This is a genomic window from Flavobacterium sp. GW823-FHT06G12 (genome assembly GCF_058794775.1).
In genome coordinates, this window is record NZ_JBXAHE010000007.1 from 152,924 (window position 1) to 176,321 (window position 23,398).

The window sequence follows — 23,398 nt, forward strand, 5'->3', positions numbered from 1 at the left end:
CATTATGCTTAATAAAGTAATTCAGTTCTCAGTTAAGAACAAACTGGCAATTGGAATCTTTACACTACTGTGGATTATCTACGGTGTGTATGAAGTTACCCAATTACCAATAGATGCTGTGCCAGACATCACTAATAATCAGGTGCAAATTATCACAACAGCCCCATCGCTTGGCGCCGAAGATGTAGAAAGGTTAATTACTTTCCCAATCGAACAAGCGATAAGTAATATTCCAAATTTAAAAGAAAGCAGAAGTATTTCTCGTTTTGGACTTTCTCTTGTAAGCGTCGTTTTTGACGACGATGCCGATGTATATTGGGCACGTCAGCAAATTGCTGAAAGACTCCAGCAAGTAGAAATTGACCGAAATGCCAATTCGCCTGAAATGGCACCTGTAACAACTGGTTTGGGAGAAATCTACCAATATGTTTTAAAACCAAAACCAGGTTACGAAGAAAAATATTCTCTAGAAGACTTAAGAACAATTCAAGACTGGACAATCAGAAGACAGCTTTTAGGAACGCAAGGAATTGCCGATGTTTCTACTTTTGGAGGAAAATTAAAACAGTATGAAATTGCGGTAAATCCTGCTAGATTAAAGGCCCAAAACTTAACGATTAGTGAAGTTTTTACGGCTTTGAATACTAGTAACGAAAACACTGGAGGAGCCTATATTGAGAAAGGCCCAACGGTTTCCTACATTAGAAGTACAGGTTTAGCCAAAAGCATTAAAGACATTGAAAACATTGTGGTTAAAAGTACGCAAGGTGGACTTCCGATTCTGGTAAAAGATGTTGCCGATGTGAAGATTTCTTCTGCGATTCGTTACGGTGCTTTAACGACGGACGAATATGGGGAATCGGTTGGTGGAATTGTAATGATGCTGAAAGGTGAAAACGCCAATAATGTTATCGTCAATGTAAAAGACAAAATTGCTCAAATCGAGAAAATTCTTCCTGAAGGTTTAAAAATCGAACCTTTCTTAGACAGAACAAAAATGGTAGATAACGCCATTGGAACAGTAGAAAAAAACTTAATTGAAGGAGCTTTAATCGTTGTTCTAATTCTGGTTTTATTTTTAGGAAATCTTAGAGCAGGTTTTATTGTAGCTTCAGTAATTCCGTTAGCGATGCTTTTTGCCATTATTATGATGAATACTTTTGGCGTAAGCGGAAACTTAATGAGTCTTGGAGCATTAGACTTCGGATTAATTGTAGATGGAGCTGTAATTATAGTTGAAGCCATTCTGCATCATCTTCATAGTTCTAAAAAATATAAAGCGGTAAATGATATTTCGCAAGAAGAAATGGACAAAGAAGTGACAGGCTCTGCAGCGCGTATGATGAACGCGGCGGTGTTTGGGCAAATTATCATTTTGATTGTGTATTTACCAATTCTTTCTCTTCAAGGAATAGAAGGTAAAATGTTTAAACCAATGGCGCAAACTGTTGCATTTGCCATTTTAGGAGCTTTCATTTTGTCATTGACTTATGTGCCAATGGTGAGCGCTTTATTCTTAAGTAAAAAAATCAGCCATAAAAAGAATCTTTCTGATCGTATAATGGCGAAACTAGAAAATGCTTATGAAGGTTGGCTGACGAAAGCTTTAGGCATTAGAAAATCGATTGTTATTGCAGCATTTATACTTTTTGGAATCGCTGTTGTTTTGTTCGGAAGAATGGGAGGTGAGTTTATTCCGCAATTAGAAGAAGGGGATTTTGCCGTTGAAACTCGATTATTGTTAGGAACTAATCTTTCTACGACGACCAAAACTATTGAGAAAATTTCAGCCGAATTAAAGAAGGAATATCCAGAAGTGCAACAAGTAGTTTCCAGAATTGGAAGCGCGGAAATCCCAACCGATCCAATGCCAATTGAAGGTGGAGATATGATTATTGTTTTAAAGGATAAATCAGAATGGACAAGCGCTTCTTCGTTTCCCGAATTAGCCGATAAAATGACTAAAACCGTAAAAAGAATTGCCCCTGGAGTTACAACAGGATTTCAGTTTCCTGTTCAAATGCGTTTTAACGAATTGATGACAGGAGCAAAACAAGATTTGGTTTGTAAGATTTACGGAGAAGATCTTCAAAAGCTTTCTGAATACGCTGAAAAATTAGGAGCAATTAGTAAAACAGTTGAAGGCGCAGCCGATTTATATGTAGAGAAAGTTACAGGAATGCCGCAAATCGTAATTGATTACAATTGGGCAGAAATGGCGAAATACGGTTTACGCGTGGCTGATGTGAATGCAACGATTAATGCCGCATTCGCAGGAGCTGTTGCTGGAAGTATTTACGAAGGCGAAAAACGTTTCGATATGGTCGTTCGAGTGGAAGACAATGGAAGAAAAGGAATTGAAGATGTTAGAAATCTTTTGATAGCAACGCCATCGGGAATGCAAATTCCGCTTTACCAAGTGGCTAGTGTCGAAGAAGTTGAAGGCCCAAATCAGATTCAGCGTGAAAATGCTAAAAGAAGGATCATCGTTGGATTTAATGTTCGAGGAAGAGATGTTCAATCTATTGTAGAAGAATTGCAGCAAAAAGTAAATCAGCAAATCAAATTTGATCCAGGTTATTATATTACTTATGGAGGAGCTTTTGAAAACCTTCAGCAAGCAAAAGCAAGATTGGGAGTTGCTGTTCCTGCGGCTTTATTAATGATTTTTGCCTTATTATATTTTGCTTTTAGATCATTTAAAGAAGGAATTATCATTTTTACGGCAATTCCATTATCAGCCATCGGCGGTGTATTTGCATTGGTAATGCGCGACATGCCTTTTAGTATTTCTGCCGGAGTTGGATTTATTGCGCTGTTCGGAGTCGCCGTTTTAAACGGAATTGTTTTAATATCCGAATTCAACCGAATTCAGAAACAAGGAGAAATTACAGATCCTTTCCAGATTATTTTATTAGGAACTAAAAACAGGTTGCGTCCAGTTTTAATGACAGCAGCTGTTGCTTCTCTCGGATTTCTTCCGATGGCATTGAGTAACGGAGCAGGAGCAGAAGTGCAGCGTCCATTAGCAACTGTAGTGATCGGCGGATTGGTAACCGCAACACTTTTAACGCTTTTTGTACTTCCTGCTATTTATTTAATGACGTATCACGCTAAAGTTTTCACTAAAAAAAGAAAAAAGCATATGAATAATCTAACCATTTTATTGAGTATTCTTTTTATTGGTAACATGGCAAAAGCGCAAGAGTTGCCAATTTCGCTTGATGAATCTATTTCTATTGCGATTCAAAATAATCGAATAGTTAAATCGGCTAAATTAAATGAGCAGTCTAAAAGTTATTCGCAGAAAACGGCTTATAATATTCCGCAAACGCAAATAGATGCCGATTACGGACAATTTAATAGCTCGCAGAATGATACACGTTTTGGAATTAGCCAGACTTTTGCTTTTCCGACTGTTTATAGCAATCAGAAAAAAGCTTTAAAAGCCGATTTCTATAAAGCAAAAGCCGAAGTGCAATTGACTTCGCAAGAAATAAAAACTCGTGTTAGAAATATTTACTACGATTATTTGTGGCTCAACAGCAAAAAAGAACTTTTAGTTTACGCTGATTCAATCTACAGGATTATGGAGAAAAAATCAGATTTAAGGTTTAAAGCTGGAGAAGCAAATGTTTTAGAAAAAAGTGCTTCACAATCTGCAAGACAGTTCTACAGCAATCAATTGGTAATGGTCAACCGTGATATTGAAATTGCTTTGAATTCGTTCAATGCTATTCTTCAAGATAAAGTGGAGCATACTCCAAAAAAGATGAATTTAAAAGCGGTTTTAAATCGTTCGTCTATCGAAAATTTAAAAGCAGAAAATCTTCCAGCAGTTCAGCGTTCGCAGTTTGAATCGGAATCGGCTAAGTATAGATGGAAAACGGAAGGCGCTAAATTACTTCCTGAAATTACTTTAGGATATAACAATCTAAGCATTATCGGAAGTCAAACTAATGCTTCAGGTCAAGAAGTTTATTATGGTAGCGGACAAAGATTTAATTATGTTAATGCAGGTCTTTCGATTCCAATATTTTTCACTAGTCAATCAGAGCGAAAAAGAGCCGCAAAAGCAGAATACGAAAGCTTTGTCGAACTTTCTGAAGCAACTAAAATCGAAGTGAAAACGAATATTGAAAATGCAGATCGCGAGCTAAAAAAATTCCAAGAAAGTTTACAATACTATGAAACTGATGGATTAAAAAATGCTCAAACAATTATCGAAGCGTCAAGCAGTCAATTGCAAAATGGAGATATCGATTATTTGCAATGGGTTTTGGTGGTTAATCAAGCTATCACAATCAAAAGTGAATATTTAGACGCGCTTAATGCTTACAATAAAGCAGTTGTTACACTGCAAAATCTTAATAATATTTAAAAATGAAAAAATGTATTGCAGCGTTTATAGGCGCTATATTTCTTATTTCTTGTGGAAATAAGAAAAATGAGGAAACCAAAAGTGCTGAAACTAAAAGCATTGATATTATTAAATTAAGTCCTGAACAAATTAAAAATGCAGGATTAGAAAGCGGTAATCCAACGGTGAAGAATGTAAAAGAGATTTTACAGCTTCAAGGTACAGTAACAGTTCCGCCAAAAAGCGTAATAAGTATTAGTATTCCGTTGGGAGGTTATGTAAAAAGCACTAATCTTATTGCCGGAATGAACGTTCAGAAAGGTCAGGTTTTGGCTGTTTTAGAAGATATGCAGTTTATAGAATTGCAACAAAATTATCTAATGGCGAAAGAGAAATTCGAATTGGCTCAAAACGAACATAAAAGACAAAAAGAGTTAAATGCAAATAAAGCGGCGAGTGATAAAGTTTTAGAACAGATTACAACTGAAATGAGAACGCAACGCATTACAATGTCTTCTTTAGAGCAAAAATTAAATCTATTAGGAATTAATGCTAAAACGCTAAATGTCGGAAATATTAGCAAAACGATTCGAGTTGTTTCTCCAATTAACGGTTTGGTTTCTAAAGTAAATGTCAACATTGGAAAATATGTAAATCCGACAGATATGCTTTTTGAATTAATTGATAAAAAAGATATTGTTCTAACTTTAAACGCGTTCGAAAAAGATGTGACTTCGCTTTCAATTGGTCAGACTGTAATGGCTTATACCAATGCTTCTGATGCTAAAAAGTATGCGGCTAAAATCGCTTTTATCAATCAAAGCTTAAATGGAGATCGAGCGGCAGAAATTATCTGTAATGTAAACGCTTATAATCCTGCACTTTTACCTGGTTTGTTTGTAAACGCCGAAGTTGAAATTGAAAATAAGAAAGCGTTAACTGTTCCAGAAGATGCAGTAGTACGTTGGCAAGGAAAATTTTATGTGTTTACAGCTATTGGAGATAACCAGTTTCAAATGAATGAAGTTAAATCTGGAGTCAAAAATGAGGGCTTTACTCAAATTACTTCTGATGCGATTTCTGACTCTTCAAAAGTGGTTATCAAAAATGCTTATACTTTATTGATGTCTGCCATGAATAATGACGAACAATAATGTTTATTTTCTGATTACAATTTAGAGTTAAACAAGAAAACCCAGTAAATTTAGTTTTACTGGGTTTTCAATTTTAATAGAGCAATATTATTCCGATTTCATTCCGCAAGAATAGCTTATTGATAAAATTAGAATTTGAACGTTTGATTGTTTGACCATATTTTTTTTCGATAAAAATCAGGTTCCCCTACAGAACACATTTCACAACAATATCATGATTTTTCACCGACCAAATATCCCTAACAGAATGTAATTTATTACTTTAGATAAAATGATTTAAATAGTTTTAAATTAATTATTCACAATTCACAATTCACAATTCATAATTTAATCTTTAACCCCTTTTATCCAATCTTTAAATCGGTTTACCTGTTCGGAAATAAAAGATTCATGTTCTTCTTTGTCTTCTTCAATTGGTGGCAAAACATGCTCAAAGTAAGTTCCTCTTAAAACTTTATGCAGAATACTTTCGCCTAAAAATGCTTTTCCGTCATTGAGCGTTCTTACTGCTTTTAGCAAATGACGAATATCATACTGAAGCGGATTAATATCGGGAACCTGTTTGTTTAAATTCAATAATTTATAAACCGCAATTCTAGCCGTTCTAATCGAGCTTTCCATTGTGAAAACAACATCATTATTCGTTTCAACAAATTGTCCAATTAAACCAAGATTTTTGCAGCCTTCAGGTACAACTCTAGGACGATCGCCTTTTGCTCGAGGCATAAACATAGAAGTAATGTAGGGCATAAAAGCACTTCGTACAATTGTATTTTCAATTACATTATCAAGTTTGTCGATTATTCCGAGATGAAAGCTTAATTCGGCTAAAATTTCGTCTCCTGTACATTCAGGCATTACTTTCTTAATATAATTTCCTGGTTTGTCCATAAACAATGAATAAACCCAAATTACCAAAATATCATCTGGCTGATCTGGAAAGTGCGGCTGTCTGTTACAAGTAAAACTCATTAGCCAATTAGAATCGGTAATCGTGATAATTCCGCCAGTCACTGTTTTTCCTGAGTATGGATCGTTTACCGAGTATTCTTTTAGTTTCTCTACAAAAGCAGAAGGTCGGCAAGTTAAAGTGACAGATTCCCAAGATGATTTTTCGATATTACTGCAGAACTTTTCAGGCTTGCCAAAAATAGGAGATTTTGCTGCAAGATTTTTCCACAACATCCATCCCGGACTTTTACCGCTTGTAGAGTTGTCGATACCAATAATTGGTGCTGTTTTATTGTCTCCATAAAAAGTATCTTCGGTCATAGAACCTGTTGTTACAATAACAAAATCATCCTTTCCGATAGAAGATCTAGATTCTTTTCCTTCATGCTCAGTAATAATTCCTTCAACAATTTTACCTTCAGTATTACTTTGAATAACTAGATCTTTTATAAGCGTATGAAATTTAATATTTACGCCTTTTTCTTCAAGAAATTTTCGAAGCGGAGTAATGAAAGTATCGTATTGATTGTATTTCGGAAAGACTAATGAAGAGAGATCATTTAATCCGTCAATGGCATGGAGAAAACGATGCATATAAAGTTTAAGTTCTAATAAACTATGCCAGTTTTCAAATGCAAACATAGTTCTCCAAAACGTCCAAAAATTGCTTTCTAGAAACGTTGCACTAAAATAATCTTCAATAGTAAGATCATCTAATTCGTCTTTTCTTTTAAGCAGTAATTTTACAATAGCAAGCTGATCTTTTTTGTTTAAACCAAATTTACTAAAGTCTTTAATTTCGCCATTTTTATGAATTAAACGCGCTTTAGAATAATTAGAATCATTATCATTGATTAATCGATATTCATCTAAAACGGTATATGGGGGCGGCATTTCTAGAGCGGGAATATCTTGGAAAATATCCCAAAGATTTTCATAAGTCATATCCATTTCGCGCCCTCCACGAATAATATATCCATCTTTCGGATTTCCTGCGCCGTCCAAAGAACCGCCGTCAATATGAAGTTGTTCTAAAAAAGTGATGTTTTTTGCTGGAATTCGGCCATCTCTTATAAAATAATAGGCCGCGGCCATTCCTGCAATACCGCTTCCTACAATATAAATTTTGCTGTTTTCATAAGATTTAAGTGGAATTCCAATGTTACGTTGGTAATTTCCAATTTGATCTGAAAACGGCATTGATTTTTCTGGGGTGTTTAACTGGGTTTCTGTACTCGAATCTGGTTCATGATTTACATTTCCGTAGGTCGTAGAATTGTTTAGAACTTTTTCAAATTTTGACGTAATATTCTTCATTTTCTAAGCTTTAACTGTTAATCCAACTAAATTAAGCCTAAAATGTAAAATTTTTCTGTTTTTATTTTGAAATAAAATACGTATATTTTCCTGATTATTAGTGAGATATATCTTTTGTGTCAACTGTTTTTCTTATTTATTAGAATGACTTCATTTGAAGCAATAGCATAAACAATATGATCGATTTCGGGTTTAAGGAAAAACTTCCCAGTAAATTCTCCAAAAGCAGGTAAAATCATTTGATTTGGCTTATGAAAGAAACAGCGTAGTTTCAAACTTTGCAATCCTAATCCTCGAAGAACAATCCCGGGATGAATGTGTCCTGAAAAATTAAATAAATTCTCTTTTTCTGTAGGATGATGTGTGAAGAAAAAAGCATCTATTTGTAACATTTCAATGACCACAACACCAATCGTTTTGTAGTGTTTCTCGTCAATTATATCGTGATTTCCCGTAATCAAATAGGTTTCTTGATTGTGGTTAGAAAGCCATTTTTCAAATAAATCCCATTCTGCATTTTTTGAACTGTGAAATAAATCGCCGAGAAAAATGATTTTTTCAGGCATGAATTCATCCAAAACTTCAGTAATTTTTCTAAAATTTTCAGAAATGGCATTTTGCGGTATCGCGATTCCGTGTTTTCTAAAATGTGTAACTTTTCCTAAATGAACATCAGAAATGATAATTATTTTTTTAGATTCCCAAAAAACAGCTCCGCTTGGGTGAAGTATAAAGGTTTCATTTTGTATTTGAATTTTCATAAGTTGTTATTTCATATATGAAGCAGTCATTTTCTGAATTCTTTCAGCCAAAGTTTCACTTGATAATTTTTCTCGTAAGCGATCGGTAATAATTGGAAAACTAAATGGTGTTGGCTTTAAGCATTGTTTCCAAATAATTTTCTGATTGGCAATTCTTTCCAAAGCCATTATCAAACGTCCTTCTTCTAATTGATGTTCAAATGTTTCGCGATAGGCTTGATGCAGTAATAAATTATCAGGTTCAAAATCTCTAAAAACTTCAAATAACAATTGAGAACCACTTTGCAAATGTTTAGTCTTAACCATTTTTCCAGGAAAACCAGTAAAGACTAATCCTGAAATTACAGCAATGTCTCTAAATTTTCTTCGAGCCATTTCGGTTGAATTTAAGCTTTTCTGCAAATCATGATGCACATATTCTGTTGAAAAGAGATTATTGTCTAAAACGGCTTCAATATCAATTTCCTGATCTGAAAGCAATTCAAAACCATAATCATTATAAGCCAAAGAAAAAGTGATTGATTGCAATAAACTAATTCTAAAAGCCAATAAACTAGCCAAAGCTTCATGAACAAAGCGACCTTCAAAAGGATAAAAAATAGCATGAAATCCTTCTCGAGTTTTAAATGTTTCAATTAAAAATTCATCTGAACTCGGCACAATAGATTCTTTTCGCTGTCTTTGAAATAAAGGCTGTAAAGCTCTTAATTCAGGAGAAAGATTATCAGTATTGGCGCGATATAATTCTTTTCGAAGCAATTCGCTCATTTGAGAAGAAAGAGCCAAACGCCCACCCATCCAGCTTGCAATTTTAGATTCTTTCTTAGGATTCGCTTTTTTAACCAAAACCTGCATATTTCTAATTTTGAATAACTCCAATTTTTTTCCTCCGAAAATGAAAGTATCGCCAGGTTTTAGCTTCGAAATAAACCACTCTTCAATTGTACCAATATAACCACCACTGACATATTTTACATTCATAACAGCATCACCAACGATTGTTCCAATCTGCATTCTGTGATGCATCGCAATCATTCGGCTGTTTATTTTATAACAGCCGTTTTCATCAATTTCTACTTTTTTAAATTCGTCGTAGGCATGAAGACTCTGACTGCCTTGCGTAATAAAATTTAAAATCCAATTCCAGTTTTCTGATGAAATGGTTTGATAACTAAAAGTGCCTTGAATTTCTTTAAAAATTTCGTTGGGATAAAATCCATCAGAAACAGCTAAAGTATTGAGATATTGAACCAAAACATCCCAACTGTTTAAATACGGAACCCGATCTTCAATAACACTGTTTTCAACCGCTTTTTTTAATGCCGAAGCTTCAATAAGTTCAATAGCGTGAGTGGCTAGAAAATAAATAACACTTTCTTTTCCGGGTTGATGCCCACTTCGTCCGGCGCGCTGCATAAAACGGGCGACACCTTTTGGTCCACCAACCTGAATAATCGATTCGACTGGAGCAAAGTCAACTCCCAAATCTAAACTTGAAGTGCAGACTACTACTTTTAATTCTTCATTCCGAATTGCATTTTCTACCCAAATTCTCGTTTCTCTGTCAATACTTCCGTGATGCATTGCCATTTCTCCAGCAAATTCAGGATATTTTTCTAATAATCTTTGATACCAGATTTCGCATGCTGAGCGAACATTCGTAAAAATTAAAGTAGTTTTACTGGCTTTGATAATTTTAGCCGCTTCATCAATCAAATGCAACCCCATGTGTCCGCGCCACGGATACGTATCCATTTTCTCTGGAATGATAGAAACGACTTTTATTTTCTTATGAATTACGGCTTTGATTAAAATAGAATTATTAAAAGCTTCAGAATCAACTCCGAGTAAAACTTCTTGCGCTTGCTGAAGATTGCCAATTGTAGCTGAAATTCCCCAGATACGTAATTTTTTGGTAATCGTTTTTAATCGGGATAATGCCAATTCTATCTGAACGCCACGTTTGGTTCCGAGTAATTCATGCCATTCATCAATGACAATAGAACTGCAGTTTTTAAATGTATTAGCATAACCTTTTGTTGCCAAAAGCAATTGTAGGCTTTCTGGAGTTGTAATCAATAAATCGGGCATTTTGCCTTTTTGCTTGGCTCTTTCTGCCGAAGAAGTATCTCCAGAACGAATCCCGACCGTCATTGGAACGTCTAGATCGTTTAAAACTCGTTCTGCTGCTTGTTTGATTTCTACAGATAAAGAACGAAGCGGTGTGATCCAAATCGCTTTTAAACCTGGATGGTGTTTAGTTTTATAATTCGGATTTTCTTTAATGTAATTTAAAATAATCGGAAGCCAGAGCGCATAGGTTTTTCCGCTTCCAGTTGGCGCGTTCAATAAACCATTTTTGCCTTGAAGAAAAGCAGTCCATGTTTGAGTTTGAAATGGAAAAGGTTTCCATCCCTGACTTTCAAACCAATTGTTAGCGATTGTAAATAACTGCTCTCTGTTCATTTATAAAATCATATTTTTTAAATCTTCTATCGAATTGGCTTCTTCAATTTTTTTATCGTGTCGCCATCTTAAAATGCGCGGAAAACGTGTTGCAACGCCACTTTTATGTCTTTTAGAAAGTGCAATTCCTTCAAACCCAATTTCAAAAACCAATTTAGGCGTAACACTTCTAACTGGACCAAATCGCTCTAAAGTATTCTTTTTAATAAAATCATCGACCATCCTGAATTCTGCATCGGTTAAACCAGAATACGCTTTCGCGAAAGTGACGAGTTCTCGTTCGTTGTTTTCATTTTCTTGCCAAAGCGCAAAAGTATAATCGGTAAATAGATTTGATCGTCTTCCGTGACCGCGCATAGCGTAGGTGAGGACAGCATCTATGGTTAAAGGCTCAATTTTCCATTTCCACCAATCTCCTTTTTTTCTTCCAACGAGATAAGGAGAATCTTTTCGTTTTAGCATTAAACCTTCGCTTTTCATTTCGCGAGATTTTAATCTTTCATTTGTAATTTCTTCCCAAGTAGAAAAATTAATTCGTTCTGAAAGCTGTAGCGGAATATTTTTTCCAATTAAACTGGTAAACATTTCTTCTAATAAAGTACGGCGTTTTTCGTAAGGAAGATTCCGAATATCATTTCCCTGCCATTCCAATAAATCGTAAGCTTTAATGATGACAGGCGTATTTTTTAAAATAGAAGCCGATACATTTTTACGGCCAATTCGAGTTTGTAGATCATTAAAAGTTCCGATTTGATTGTTTATGAAAGGAAGAATCTCTCCGTCAATTACAGTTCCATTAGGGATTAGTCCAATAAAAGAATTAAATTCTGGATATTTATCGGTTACTAATTCTTCGCCACGGCTCCAGACGTAGATTTCGTTTTCACGAATAATCGTTTGAGAACGAATTCCGTCCCATTTATGTTCTGCACTCCAATCTTCGGGATTTCCTAAACTTTCCAATTCGCCTTCAATCGGATAAGCCAAATAAAACGGATAAGGTTTTGATAAATAATCACTGCTTTTTTCATCTAAAACCAATTCCTGAAATGTAATCGTATTCGGATTCCAATCGCCCATTAATTTGTACGCCAATGTATCTTCATCTATATTTTCAGCTTTAGAAAGCGCTCGCGTCATCAACTTCTGACTCAAACCAATTCTAAAACTTCCGGTAATTAATTTAGTAAAAACAAAACGTTCGTAATAATTTAGATTCAGCCAATTGGTCTGTAAATATTCTTTTTTCTCTAAATCAGTTTTCTTTTTTAAAGCGATTATTTCCTGTAGAAATTCAGTCAGACTTTTGTCTGTATGCTCTTTTGTAGTCGGAATAACAAGCGCAATGGTTTCGGCCAAGTCACCTACAATATGATAACTTTCTTCGAACAGCCAAAGCGGAATATTAGCCAATTCGTTTGCCCATAAACGCAATAAAGTGGTATTAACTGGTCGGGGAGGACGGCGATGCGAAAGTATGGCAATGGTCCAGACTTTATCTTCATCGCTTGCTTTTAAGAAATAGTTTGTCAGCGCATCAACTTTTACCGATGTTTTATTAGAACTGTCTAAGGTTTTTATAAGCTCGGCAAAGTTTTTCATTTGATTATGAATTTTGAGTTTGAAATTAATAATTTACAATTCATCATTATTTGCGTCGTTCGTTTCTCCTTCATATTGCGTGTTGGCTGTTCTCGCATCGTAGCCTAATTCTTTTAAATATCTTGAAAAAATATCTGAATAGCCATGAGTGCAGATTACTCTTTCTGCGCCTGTTGCTTTTATGCTTTCTAGTAAACCTGTCCAATCACAATGATCGCTTAAAACAAAACCTCGGTCTACAGCTCGTCTGCGTCTTGCACCGCGAAAAGCCATCCAACCACTTGCTGTTCCTGTTGCAAAAGGAGTCATTCTTCTAATCCAAGTACTTCCGTGAGCGCTTGGTGGTGCAATGACAATATTGCCTAATAAATCTTCTTTTTTAGTTTCTAAAGTGATTCTTGTAGTTTGCGGCAAATCAATTTGCGGACGAACAATATTAGTCATGTTTTCGATTGCGCCATGTGTGTAAATTTGCCCAATGCTGGTATCAAGATTTTTTAATAATCGTTGTGCTTTTCCTAAAGAATAGCCAAATAGAATAGAAGTTTTTCCTTCTGCACGGTTTTCTGCCCACCAATTATTGATATCAGTCATGACATCTGCTTGTGGTTCCCATTTAAAAGCGGGAAGTCCGAAAGTGCATTCTGTTATAAACGAATGGCATTTTACAACTTCATAAGGAACTGAGATTCCATCGTCTTCTGTTTTATAATCGCCAGTAAAAACCCAAATTTCACCTTTGTATTCAACTCTAATTTGTGCTGAACCAATAATATGGCCAGCAGGATGAAAAGAAAATTTCACGCCGTTTATAATAAAAGTTTCATTCCAGTCTTTGCCAGAAACATTTATTTCTCCTAGACGATATTTTATAATCGGAATATTTGAATAATGTGTAATATAGTTTTCATGCCCCCAACGCGCATGATCTGAATGTCCATGTGTAATTATCGCATTTTTTACTGGCCGCCATGGATCGAGATAAACATCGGCTTGCTGGCAGTATATTCCTTTATCGTTAAATTGTAATAAGGGTGCATTCATTTTTTAATTGGATAATTAGAAAATTTGGCAATTAGATAATTATTCTTGTTCATTCTTTGATGATCAGCTATTTCGGATTTTTTTAGTATTCAAAATTACTATATGGAGGACAGCTGTATTTGTCATCTTCATTATCTAAATTATAACTGTCGTAAGGATTGGTGGTGTCGTAAGTTGAAAAAGGAGTATTGTTTTCAGCTAAATTTAGTCCGCTTTCTATAATTTCATAACAATCAGAATAGTCAGTAAACTGATTTCTATAATTATTATCTTCATTTTCACCCGAAGTAAATTCATGATCCATTGCTTCATTTTCATGTGCGGTATCAATATGATCGGGTTTACTGCATTTAAAATCATTTAAGGTTGCAGTTTGTCGGCTGTTTGCATCTTTTCTCATGGCTGCTGTTTTAAATTAGTAAGTTTTCTAAATTTTTGATATATACAAATTTGAAAATTAGACGCTTAAAAAAATTATAGGATTTACATTTAATCTTACATGATTTGTTTATTGGGGCGTTTTAGCCTAATTCTCATTTTGTAAAACTCAAATATAATTTTGTAAAATAAGCACTTAGCTATTTTGCAACTTTGTATAACTAATAATTTAAAAAATTATAACATTATGGAAACTTCAAGAAAAGATTCGAAATCTGGAATGAAAGATTCTGGAAAAACTCAAAAATCAACAGCTGGTTCTAGAGCAAAAAGCACTACAACAAAATCTAATGATTCTAAAGGTAGAGCCGGACATTAATTTTTTAGTTTATTTAAGGACTAAATAATAAAAGCGTGCTGTTTAAATGTAGACAGCACGCTTTTACGTTTTTATAAGATTAAAGTTTTATTTTAAAACTTCTTGAATTGTTTTTACAAAAGTTTCAATTGGTTGAGCGCCAGAAACTGCATATTTACGATCAAATACAAAGAATGGAACTCCTTGAACGCCTATTTCGGCAGCTTCTTTGATATCTGCTTGAACTTCTTTAATAAATAAATCTTCGCTTTCTAGAACTTCTCTAATTTCATTTTCTTCTAAACCAGCCTGAATTCCCAATTTAATCAAAGATTGACCATTGTTTAAATCTTCTCCGTCGGTAAAATAGGCTTTAAAGAAAATCTCTTCCATTCGATCGCCAATATTTTTTGTTTTAGCTAATTGAATGATTCGATGCGCGTTTAAAGAATTTGAGATAACAGCTTTATCAAAATTATAATCTAAACCAACACTTTTAGCACGTTCTGCGACACCTTTGTGCATTTCTTTAGATTGTTCAATTGACATGCCTTTTCTTTCTGCTAAGAACGTGTAAACGTCCATGTCTGGTTCTGCAGTTATGGTTGGATCAAGCTGAAAGCTTTTCCATTCAATTTCAAATTCATCATTTGGAAATACCGCAAGTGCAGTTTCCAATTGTCTTTTTCCGATATAACAAAACGGACACATGATGTCCGACCAAATTTCTATTTTCATTTTACAAAGATAAGGAAAAATGTTTTTTTAAGTTTTAAGTTTCAGATTTCAAGTTGATATGCTTTGTTTTTCTAACCGAAAAGTGCGCAAAGGTTACGTAAAGGTCACAAAGTTTTCTTTTTACTAAAGTCTTTGTAAAGAGTATAAGTACACAAAGCTTTGCGTTCTTAGCATTCTAAAACAATCCTAAGCAAGAATCTTAGCGAACTTTGCGTAATCTTTGCGCACTTTGCGGTAAAAATTATACGCATAGTATATCAACTTGAAACCTTAAACTCAAAATAAACCCAAATAAAAAACCGCAACTCTTTATGAGGAATTGCGGTTTCTAGGTATAAAAAATGGTTGGTTAATAGCGATATCTTTTTTTTACAATGATAAATCTTTTATTTAAAACTAAAAAATATCCCTGTAACAGAAAGAAACTTTAATGTTAACTATTTAACATTACAGGCATTACCAACATAGTAACAGTTTCTCCCTCTTCTAAACCATCAACTGGAGTTAAAATTCCAGCTCTGTTAGGTAAAGACATTTCAAGCATAATCATGTCTGACTGAAGGTTTGTAAGCATCTCTGTCAAGAAACGAGAGTTGAAACCAATTTGTAAATCATCACCTTGATAATCACAAGTCAATCTTTCTTCTGCTTTATTTGAGTAATCGATATCTTCTGCAGAAACGTTTAATTCAGCTCCAGCAATTTTCAAACGAATTTGGTGTGTAGTTTTGTTAGAGAAAATCGCAACACGACGAACAGAGCTTAAGAATAAAGAACGATCGATCATTAATTTGTTTGGATTTTCTTTTGGAATTACCGCTTCGTAATTAGGATATTTTCCGTCGATTAAACGACACATTAAAATATAATTATCAAATGAGAAAGTCGCATTTGAATCGTTGTATTCAATTTTTACTTCAGCGTCAGAAGTTCCTAAAATACTTTTTAAAATGTTTAAAGGTTTTTTAGGCATGATGAAATCTGCTACTTGAGAAGCTTTTACATCTGTACGAGAATATTTCACCAATTTGTGAGCATCTGTAGCAACAAAAATTAATCCTTCTGGCGAAAACTGGAAGAATACTCCAGACATTACTGGACGTAAGTCGTCGTTTCCAGCAGCGAAAATAGTTTTGCTTACCGCAGTTGCCAAAACTTCTGCAGGAACAAGCGTTACAGATGGATCTTCTAAACTTACCGCTTTAGGAAATTCTTCTCCTGCAGCATAAGCCAATGCATATTTACCAGAGTTAGAGCTAATTTCTACTGTGTTATTGTCTTCAACAGTAAAAGTTAATGGCTGCTCTGGGAAAGTTTTTAAAATTTCAAGCAAAAGTTTAGCAGGAACTGCTACGCTTCCTTTACTTGTAGAATCGATCGATAATGTAGCCGACATAGTCGTTTCAAGATCTGAAGCCGAAACGGTCAACTCATTGTTGTTTAGTTCAAATAAAAAGTTGTCTAAAATAGGCAACGTATTATTGCTATTGATTACACTACCTAAAACTTGTAATTGCTTTAATAAGTATGAACTCGATACTATAAATTTCATCTGTTTTGTTTTATTTTTTGATGCGCCTTTGAATAAATTAAGGTCTAAATATACGGATTACAAATATATCTTAAACTATCCAAAGTATTACATTTTTTTATTAACATCTATTTGCTGTACTTTTTCTTTCTCATAAAAGTAAATACTAGTCCAAAGATCAATAAAATTAGAATTGGAACTCCGATAGTTATGAATTGGGTCAAAGTATAACTTTCGTAAACTTTTTCTTTGTCCAATAAAGGCAATTCGACATCTTTACTTCTAATGTTAATAAGTCCAGTATCATCAAGAAGGTAATTGATACAATTCATGATAAAGTCTTTATTGTCGTACAATTGGCCAGTTCTCTGGTCGTAACCTAATTCAACGGGCATCATATTTTTGTCTAATTGGTTTCTTGCAATATCTCCGTCAGCAACAACAATCATTTTGTTTGGCTTTCCTTGTGCTGTGAAAGAATTGTCTTTGAAAGGCAAAACTCTATTCTCAAAAGCCGAATGAAAAGAACCTTCCAATAAAACAGCAAGCGGTTTGTTTCCTTTATTCAAATAATCTTGCGGAGTTGTTTTTTCTGTAACCATGTTTAGGTTAACTTCTGTTGGCGTTCCAATTGTTTTAGAATATTGAGAAGATTGCAGTAATACTGTTTTCTTAATACCGTTTTTCAAAGTGTCAATCGGATTTGCGAAATCAAATTTAATTCCGCCTAGATTTTTAACGATTGGATGCTGGCTTGTTGGATAAACTTGTGGAGCAAATTTCCAGATAAAATCTTGATATTGCGTTGCACTTCCTTGTTCACCAGTTGCCAGTTTTATTGGACTTCCTTGTTCGTCTTTGATCAAATCAGGATTAATTCTGAAACCGTATTTGAAGAACATATCGTTCAAGTTTAAATCTCTAGGATAAGCCAAAGTCGCACCCATGTCATTGTACAAACTGTCCATGTCTGCAGCTGTCTGATCAATTAGCCAAAGCGTTTTTCCGCCATTCATAATAAATTGATCCAAAACTTCTTTTTCTTCGTCAGAGAATTTTTCTGTTGGTTTTGCAATAATCGCTAAATCGTATTTTTTAAGTTCGCTTAAAGTTCCACTCGGATTTTTTGAAACTGAATCTAATGTAAATGGACCTATAAGATAACTTTCGTGAATCTGTTTCAACATATTAGCAATATGCCTTTCTCTCAATTCGCCATTTCCTTTAATGATTGCAACCTTTTTCTGTTTGTCTTTTGTGACTTTATTAATTGCATCTGCAATAGAATATTCTAAATGCTGGATAGATCCGATAACTTTTTGCGTTGTCGAAGCTCCCATGATATTTTTTAATAAAGGAATATTAACTTCTTTATTATTGTAAACGGCAACAGCCCAAGGAAAAACCATTGCTTGAGATTGTTTTCCTTTATCGTCAACTGTAATGTTTATTGGCGTTAATCCTTTTTGGAAAAGTGACTTTGTCAATTCATCGCTTTCATCTGCATTTTCTAACGGATCAACAAATTCAAAAACAATATTGCTGTTATAGGCCTGAAATTCTTCTAATAATTGTTTCGTTTCCTGTTGCAAACGTCTAAAATCTGCAGGAAGATCTCCTTCCATATAAATCTTAATGGAAAGCGGATTCTTTACTTGTTTTAGAATTCCTAATGAAGTTGGAGATAAAGTATAACGCTTGTCTTTTGTTAAATCAAAACGATGAAAAAAGATCGTTCCAAGTACATTTAAAACAACTAAAATAAAAATAGTAATGCCTAATGTCTTTAAATTATGTTTTGTAGATGGTTTCATTAAGCTTTATAAGATTTTAATTGATAAACAGTAAAAGACAAAAAAGCGGCTGCAATGCTTAAAAAATAAATAATATCGCGAGTATCAATTACACCTCGACTCATACTTTTAAAGTGATTTTGCATTCCTAAAGCCGAAACAAAACTATTTGATCCTGGAATTAATGAGCTCAATCCTTCAAAACCAAAATAGAAGAAAAAGCACAGGAAAACAGCAATAATAAAAGCCACAATCTGATTTTCTGAAAGGGTAGAAGTAAAGATTCCGATTGCTGAATAAGAAGCAATTAAAAACAATAATCCGAAATAAGAACCAATAGTGCTTCCCATGTCAATATTGCCTTCTGGTGAGCCTAAATCTGAAATGACTTTTACATAAATTAAAGTTGGAATGATTGCCAAAATGATCAGCAAAAACGAACCGAAGAATTTACCATTTACGATTTCCCAAATAGATAAAGGTTTAGTCAATAATAGCTCTAAAGTTCCTTGTTTTTTTTCGTCTGAGAAACTTCTCATCGTTACGGCTGGAATTAAGAAAATCAAAATCCAAGGTGCCAATGTGAAAAATGGAGTTAAGTCGGCATAACCTGTTTTTAGAATATTGTAGTCGCCTTCAAAAACCCATAAAAATAGTCCGTTGCTAATTAAGAAAATTGCAATGACCAAGTAGCCAATAGGAGAACCAAAAAAGGATTTAATTTCTCTTAGAATTATAGACTTCATATATTTTGTTTCAATTTTTTTCTAACCGCAAAGAACGCAAAGTTTTTGCTGAAAGCTTTGCGAACTTAGCGTTTTTTACAAAGCTTTTTAAGAAAAGAACTTGCGTTCTTTGCGGTTAAATATTGTTTTAATTTAAGCTCACCAATTTATCCAAGCTCCAAGCTTCTGGTTTTGCATTGAATAGTTTTTTTGTAAAATCCCAAACGCTATTAAAGAGTTCAGAATTTCTATAATTTTCCAAATCTTCTTCAGTTTCCCAATAACTGTAGGTAAAAAAGACCCCTTTATCATTTTTGTCCTGATACAATTCTAAAAAACGATTTCCTTCGGCATTTCGTATTTTCTCTTTCACTGATTCAAAATTCTCCAGAAAATCTGGGATTTTTTCTTCGTGAAAACTCATTTTTACTATTCGAACAAACATGTTTGTAATTTAAGATTTTAGATTGCAGATTTTAGTTTTTTTTTAAGTCTAAAGTTTTACAGGTGCGCAAAAATACCAAATTTGATTATTGTTTTTTCTTTAAAGAATCATTTATTATAAAAAAACATCTTGAGTGACTAAGTTGCCTTAACTATGGCATTTAAATTAAAAAGCTTTTGCCCATTTTTATCAATAAATTTCTTTAGTTTTTCACCATGAAAACTTTTTAGAAAGTCCCAATTGCTTGCATTTATGCCACAATTTCCATTTTTATTAATATTTGGAAGAATTTCCAGATTACCCATAAATTCTAAATTGTCACGGAAGAGTATAAAATCTTTTCGCCAAATTATCAATGAGCACGAACCTAAAAGGCATGGTTTTATTTCAGGATGTAAAGACCACATTTTTTCTAATTCGTGTTCTGAATAATTGTACGAGTTTTTCTTAGTCATATTTCCAACACCAAAAAAGCTCAAATGTTCAATATCGTCTAGTGTTGGTTTTTCTGTTTTATTATAATCTAAAAGACAAAAAGTAAAGTTTTGTGGACTTCGATCTTTATTCACATCGGTGCAAAGAAGAATTTTATATTTGTTTTCTCCATTAATAAATGTTAAAAGGTCTCCTTGATTTACATCTTTGATTTTCGTCATTAGATTTCTTATTGAAGAGAAAAAAAATATTTTAAAAACTAAGAAAACTTAATTGTAATCACATCACGATAATTCAATCCAAGAAGACTATTTGCAGAACCCACTTTAGAAGGATTGCTTCTGAAAATAGCGATTTCTAGAAAACCAGCTTCATTAAAAATGGCCAGTTTTTCTCCTTCATACGTTTTTATCGGATATTTATCTGAAGTGGCAATCGCAGAGTAATTTGGCAGAATCGTTTTGATGTTTTTTGGCTTCATCACGATTTCATATGGACGTCCTCGCGAAATTTCTAAGAATTGTTTTTTAGAGATATTCGTTACCACGTTTCCAAAATGGTCAATGTAAATGATATTTCCTTTTATAGAATTTCCATCATCTGCTACAAGAGCTTGCAATTCGGTAGCTTCTTTAATGGCAGGAATTTCTTTTCCAATTACATTCAGCAGACCTCCTTTAGATAAATGAGAAGCGACTTGAATAAAGATGTCCAAATCTGTTGCTTCAATCGGGAAACGATCGTGAATATTAATTGCCACAATTTTCTGAGGAACGATTTTCTGCGTAAGCATGCTTAAAATACCATTATCGGCACAAATAAAGAAGTGATCGTTCCATTGCATAGCGATATGCTGGTTTTCTTTATTGCGCTCAATATCGACACCAATAAGATGAACGGTTCCTTTTGGAAAGCTCATATAAGCTGCTCCGATAATGTAACTCGCCTCTGCAGTATTAAAGGGATCAATGTCATGAGAAATGTCAATGATTTGAACCTCTGGATTTTCAGAAAGTATTTTACCCTTCAGCGACCCCACAAAGTGATCTTTCAAGCCGTAGTCTGTAGTAAGGGTAATTATTGACATAATTTTGTTTATAACTATTGATAGTATTTAAATCTAAATTTCATTAAATTTGAGAAATGCAAAGCTAGTAATAGTAAACACAAATTGAAAGAAAGAAAAGACAATTTGTATTTTTTAAAGTTTTTGCAAGTTACAGTATTTATATCCAGAAGATTAAGTTTGATTTAGAAAAAAACTGAAAACTGCGATCGAAAACTGAAACTAAAATAGACCCGACAACCCCTAAATAATAAAAGGAATTATTTAATTTAAAACTACTTCATTTGAACGAAAGAATAATCGAGCTAGTAGATATTGCACCAAAAGAATTTTGGGGCGCGCAGGACAGCCATTTAGAAATCATTAAAAAGTATTACCCAAAGCTTAAAATCGTAGCGCGAGGGACAACTTTAAAAGCATTTGGCGAAAAAGAAGTTTTAGACGAATTCGAAAAAAGATTTCAAAGATTAATGCTTCATTTTACACGTTACAATAATATTGATGATAATGTAATTGAGCGTGTGATAATGAGTGATGGTCAAGAAGAAAAAAGAGCTTACGATCATGACAAAATCTTAGTTCATGGTGTTGGCGGTAAGATTATCAAAGCAATGACGCCAAATCAGCAATTGCTGGTTGATACTATCAAGAAAAACGATATGGTCTTTGCTATTGGTCCTGCTGGAACCGGAAAAACGTATACCGGTGTCGCTATGGCGGTTAAAATGCTAAAAGATAAAGAAGTAAAAAGGATCATTCTGACGCGTCCTGCGGTAGAAGCCGGTGAAAATCTTGGTTTTCTTCCTGGTGATATGAAAGAAAAACTGGATCCTTATATGCAACCGCTCTACGATGCGTTGCGTGATATGCTTCCGAACGAAAAATTAGAGGATTATATTTTGAAAGGAATTATTCAAATTGCTCCACTTGCTTTTATGCGTGGACGTACGCTTGATAATGCTTTCGTAATCCTAGATGAAGCACAGAACACCACACACTCACAAATGAAGATGTTTTTGACTCGTATGGGAAAAAACGCAAAATTTATGATTACGGGTGATCCTGGGCAGGTCGATTTACCAAGAAGAACAATTTCTGGTCTTAAAGAAGCAATTCTAGTTCTGAAAGACATTGAAGGTATCGGAATTATTTATTTGGATGATAAAGATATCGTACGTCACAGATTGGTTAAAAAGGTAATCGATGCTTACAAACAAATCGAGAATCACGATTAATTATAAATTTTAGTGAAATGTTAAATGTAAATCGTGAATTGTGTTTTAACATTTATTAATATTCGTTTTGTATGTTTTCTTTTGAAAAGTGCAAAACGAATATTTTTTTGAATTAGAGATTAATTAAACGAGATTTAAATGAAAATTAGAATATCGATTTTAATATTATTTATAGGTTTGCTTTCATGTCAAAAAAAAGAAATCCCAAAAAATAAGTTTGTTGGTACTTGGTATGATACGGAGTATATAGTGCCTGGGAAATCAAGTATTAAAATAAATGCTGACAGTACTTTTGATTATAGAGGCGCAGGCTGTGATTGGACAGTGTTTTCGAAAGGAAAGTGGAGAATTATGGGTGATTCTATCGAATTGAGCAGCATAAAAATTGATACTTGTTATGTAATTTCTCCTTTTGTGGATTGTACTTTCTTTGACAGGAAAGGTAAAGCGCCTTTGCCATTATTAACAATGCCAAATTGTGAACCAGATCAAGGGAAAAGTTTTTGTCTTTTTACAAAAGAAATTTTTTATATCAAAAATGACTCATTGTTTTATAAAATAAAGCCTGAATCAAAATGCTCTGACACTTTAAAAATTATGTTTGCCAAAACTAAAAAAATCAGAAAATGAAACAATTAGATGATTTCTATCTAAATCAAGAAGAACCTATAAAAAGAATATTTCTCGCATTAAAAGAAATCATCTTAAAACAAGATCAAAACATAACCAATACTTTAAAATACGGAATGCCCTTTTTCTCTTATAAAGGAAAAATGTTCTGTTATTTATGGATTCATAAAAAACTCAAAAGGCCTTATATTGGAATTGTAGAAGGAAAACATTTTGATGAAGATTTTCTGATTCAGGAAAATCGCTCACGAATGAAGATTATGATGTTTGATAATAATGAAGATTTGCCTTTGGAACAAATAGAAGCTATAATCCAAAAAGCGATAAATTTATACAAAACTGGAATTGTTAAGATTTAAAATGTTTAAACAGCAATATTTAACGGAATAGTTAAATAAATAATAAACTT

At 33.7% G+C, this 23,398-nt stretch carries 19 protein-coding genes; 6 read left to right on the forward strand and 13 right to left on the reverse strand.

The genetic code is table 11. The features are described 5' to 3' along the window. Nucleotides 1–4: 4 nt before the first annotated feature. Together AC1Q5Z_RS22915 and AC1Q5Z_RS22920 are read left to right on the forward strand one after the other, a co-directional pair. Nucleotides 5–4,381 (forward strand): CusA/CzcA family heavy metal efflux RND transporter, encoded by a 4,377-nt coding sequence (locus AC1Q5Z_RS22915; protein ID WP_492447032.1) that lies wholly within the window; start codon nucleotides 5–7, stop codon nucleotides 4,379–4,381. A gap of 2 nt (nucleotides 4,382–4,383) precedes the next feature. Further along, nucleotides 4,384–5,514, forward strand: coding sequence for an efflux RND transporter periplasmic adaptor subunit (locus tag AC1Q5Z_RS22920; protein ID WP_343586404.1), 1,131 nt, complete (start codon nucleotides 4,384–4,386; stop codon nucleotides 5,512–5,514). 327 nt (nucleotides 5,515–5,841) lie between these two features. Here the strand turns inward: AC1Q5Z_RS22920 and AC1Q5Z_RS22925 are convergent, their stop codons facing one another. The 6 genes from AC1Q5Z_RS22925 to AC1Q5Z_RS22950 all read right to left on the reverse strand — a co-directional run bounded on the left by AC1Q5Z_RS22925 (nucleotide 5,842) and on the right by AC1Q5Z_RS22950 (nucleotide 14,055). Next, on the reverse strand, nucleotides 5,842–7,782 hold the full coding sequence (locus AC1Q5Z_RS22925) for an oleate hydratase (protein ID WP_343586401.1): 1,941 nt from the start codon (nucleotides 7,780–7,782) through the stop codon (nucleotides 5,842–5,844). A 119-nt stretch (nucleotides 7,783–7,901) separates the two neighbouring features. Further along, nucleotides 7,902–8,543: a ligase-associated DNA damage response endonuclease PdeM gene (gene pdeM / locus AC1Q5Z_RS22930; RefSeq protein WP_343586398.1), complete on the reverse strand. Its 642-nt coding sequence runs from the start codon at nucleotides 8,541–8,543 to the stop codon at nucleotides 7,902–7,904. Between the two features lie 6 nt (nucleotides 8,544–8,549). After that, nucleotides 8,550–11,009 carry a ligase-associated DNA damage response DEXH box helicase gene (locus AC1Q5Z_RS22935; protein ID WP_492447035.1) on the reverse strand — a complete coding sequence of 820 codons (2,460 nt, stop codon included), beginning with the start codon at nucleotides 11,007–11,009 and terminating at the stop codon, nucleotides 8,550–8,552. Further along, on the reverse strand, nucleotides 11,010–12,611 hold the full coding sequence (locus tag AC1Q5Z_RS22940; protein WP_492447037.1) for an ATP-dependent DNA ligase: 1,602 nt from the start codon (nucleotides 12,609–12,611) through the stop codon (nucleotides 11,010–11,012). Nucleotides 12,612–12,644: 33 nt separating this feature from the next. Next, nucleotides 12,645–13,655, reverse strand: coding sequence for a ligase-associated DNA damage response exonuclease (locus AC1Q5Z_RS22945; protein ID WP_492447038.1), 1,011 nt, complete (start codon nucleotides 13,653–13,655; stop codon nucleotides 12,645–12,647). An 82-nt stretch (nucleotides 13,656–13,737) separates the two neighbouring features. After that, nucleotides 13,738–14,055, reverse strand: a complete 318-nt coding sequence (locus AC1Q5Z_RS22950; protein ID WP_492447040.1) for a hypothetical protein — start codon at nucleotides 14,053–14,055, stop codon at nucleotides 13,738–13,740. Nucleotides 14,056–14,280: 225 nt separating this feature from the next. Between AC1Q5Z_RS22950 and AC1Q5Z_RS22955 the strand changes: the two genes are divergently transcribed. Further along, a complete protein-coding gene (locus AC1Q5Z_RS22955; RefSeq protein WP_255562403.1) occupies nucleotides 14,281–14,412 on the forward strand; it encodes a hypothetical protein in 132 nt (43 codons plus the stop codon). 87 nt (nucleotides 14,413–14,499) lie between these two features. Here the strand turns inward: AC1Q5Z_RS22955 and AC1Q5Z_RS22960 are convergent, their stop codons facing one another. The 7 genes from AC1Q5Z_RS22960 to AC1Q5Z_RS22990 all read right to left on the reverse strand — a co-directional run bounded on the left by AC1Q5Z_RS22960 (nucleotide 14,500) and on the right by AC1Q5Z_RS22990 (nucleotide 21,145). Continuing rightward, entirely contained in the window at nucleotides 14,500–15,129 is a 630-nt protein-coding gene (locus tag AC1Q5Z_RS22960; protein ID WP_492447042.1) for a DsbA family oxidoreductase, read from the reverse strand. 433 nt (nucleotides 15,130–15,562) lie between these two features. Continuing rightward, nucleotides 15,563–16,681: a DNA polymerase III subunit beta gene (gene dnaN / locus AC1Q5Z_RS22965; protein WP_095930019.1), complete on the reverse strand. Its 1,119-nt coding sequence runs from the start codon at nucleotides 16,679–16,681 to the stop codon at nucleotides 15,563–15,565. 107 nt (nucleotides 16,682–16,788) lie between these two features. After that, nucleotides 16,789–18,474, reverse strand: a complete 1,686-nt coding sequence (gene gldG / locus AC1Q5Z_RS22970) for a gliding motility-associated ABC transporter substrate-binding protein GldG (RefSeq protein WP_343586381.1) — start codon at nucleotides 18,472–18,474, stop codon at nucleotides 16,789–16,791. Beyond that, complete coding sequence (gene gldF / locus AC1Q5Z_RS22975; RefSeq protein ID WP_343586379.1) at nucleotides 18,474–19,199, reverse strand: gliding motility-associated ABC transporter permease subunit GldF; 726 nt, start codon at nucleotides 19,197–19,199, stop codon at nucleotides 18,474–18,476. The genes gldG and gldF overlap by 1 nt, the downstream gene beginning before the upstream one ends. Nucleotides 19,200–19,326: 127 nt before the next feature. Continuing rightward, nucleotides 19,327–19,623 (reverse strand): putative quinol monooxygenase, encoded by a 297-nt coding sequence (locus AC1Q5Z_RS22980; protein ID WP_198858108.1) that lies wholly within the window; start codon nucleotides 19,621–19,623, stop codon nucleotides 19,327–19,329. 137 nt (nucleotides 19,624–19,760) lie between these two features. Next, nucleotides 19,761–20,279 carry a hypothetical protein gene (locus AC1Q5Z_RS22985; RefSeq protein WP_343586376.1) on the reverse strand — a complete coding sequence of 173 codons (519 nt, stop codon included), beginning with the start codon at nucleotides 20,277–20,279 and terminating at the stop codon, nucleotides 19,761–19,763. Nucleotides 20,280–20,317: 38 nt separating this feature from the next. Beyond that, on the reverse strand, nucleotides 20,318–21,145 hold the full coding sequence (locus AC1Q5Z_RS22990; RefSeq protein WP_198858109.1) for an SAM hydrolase/SAM-dependent halogenase family protein: 828 nt from the start codon (nucleotides 21,143–21,145) through the stop codon (nucleotides 20,318–20,320). A 263-nt stretch (nucleotides 21,146–21,408) separates the two neighbouring features. On the opposite strand from AC1Q5Z_RS22990, the gene AC1Q5Z_RS22995 reads away from it, so the two are divergent. The 3 genes from AC1Q5Z_RS22995 to AC1Q5Z_RS23005 all read left to right on the forward strand — a co-directional run bounded on the left by AC1Q5Z_RS22995 (nucleotide 21,409) and on the right by AC1Q5Z_RS23005 (nucleotide 23,348). Continuing rightward, on the forward strand, nucleotides 21,409–22,359 hold the full coding sequence (locus AC1Q5Z_RS22995; RefSeq protein WP_144212431.1) for a PhoH family protein: 951 nt from the start codon (nucleotides 21,409–21,411) through the stop codon (nucleotides 22,357–22,359). 138 nt (nucleotides 22,360–22,497) lie between these two features. Next, nucleotides 22,498–22,989: a hypothetical protein gene (locus AC1Q5Z_RS23000; protein WP_492447046.1), complete on the forward strand. Its 492-nt coding sequence runs from the start codon at nucleotides 22,498–22,500 to the stop codon at nucleotides 22,987–22,989. Further along, nucleotides 22,986–23,348, forward strand: coding sequence for a DUF1801 domain-containing protein (locus AC1Q5Z_RS23005; protein ID WP_343586371.1), 363 nt, complete (start codon nucleotides 22,986–22,988; stop codon nucleotides 23,346–23,348). The genes AC1Q5Z_RS23000 and AC1Q5Z_RS23005 overlap by 4 nt, the downstream gene beginning before the upstream one ends. The last annotated feature ends 50 nt before the right edge of the window (nucleotides 23,349–23,398 follow it).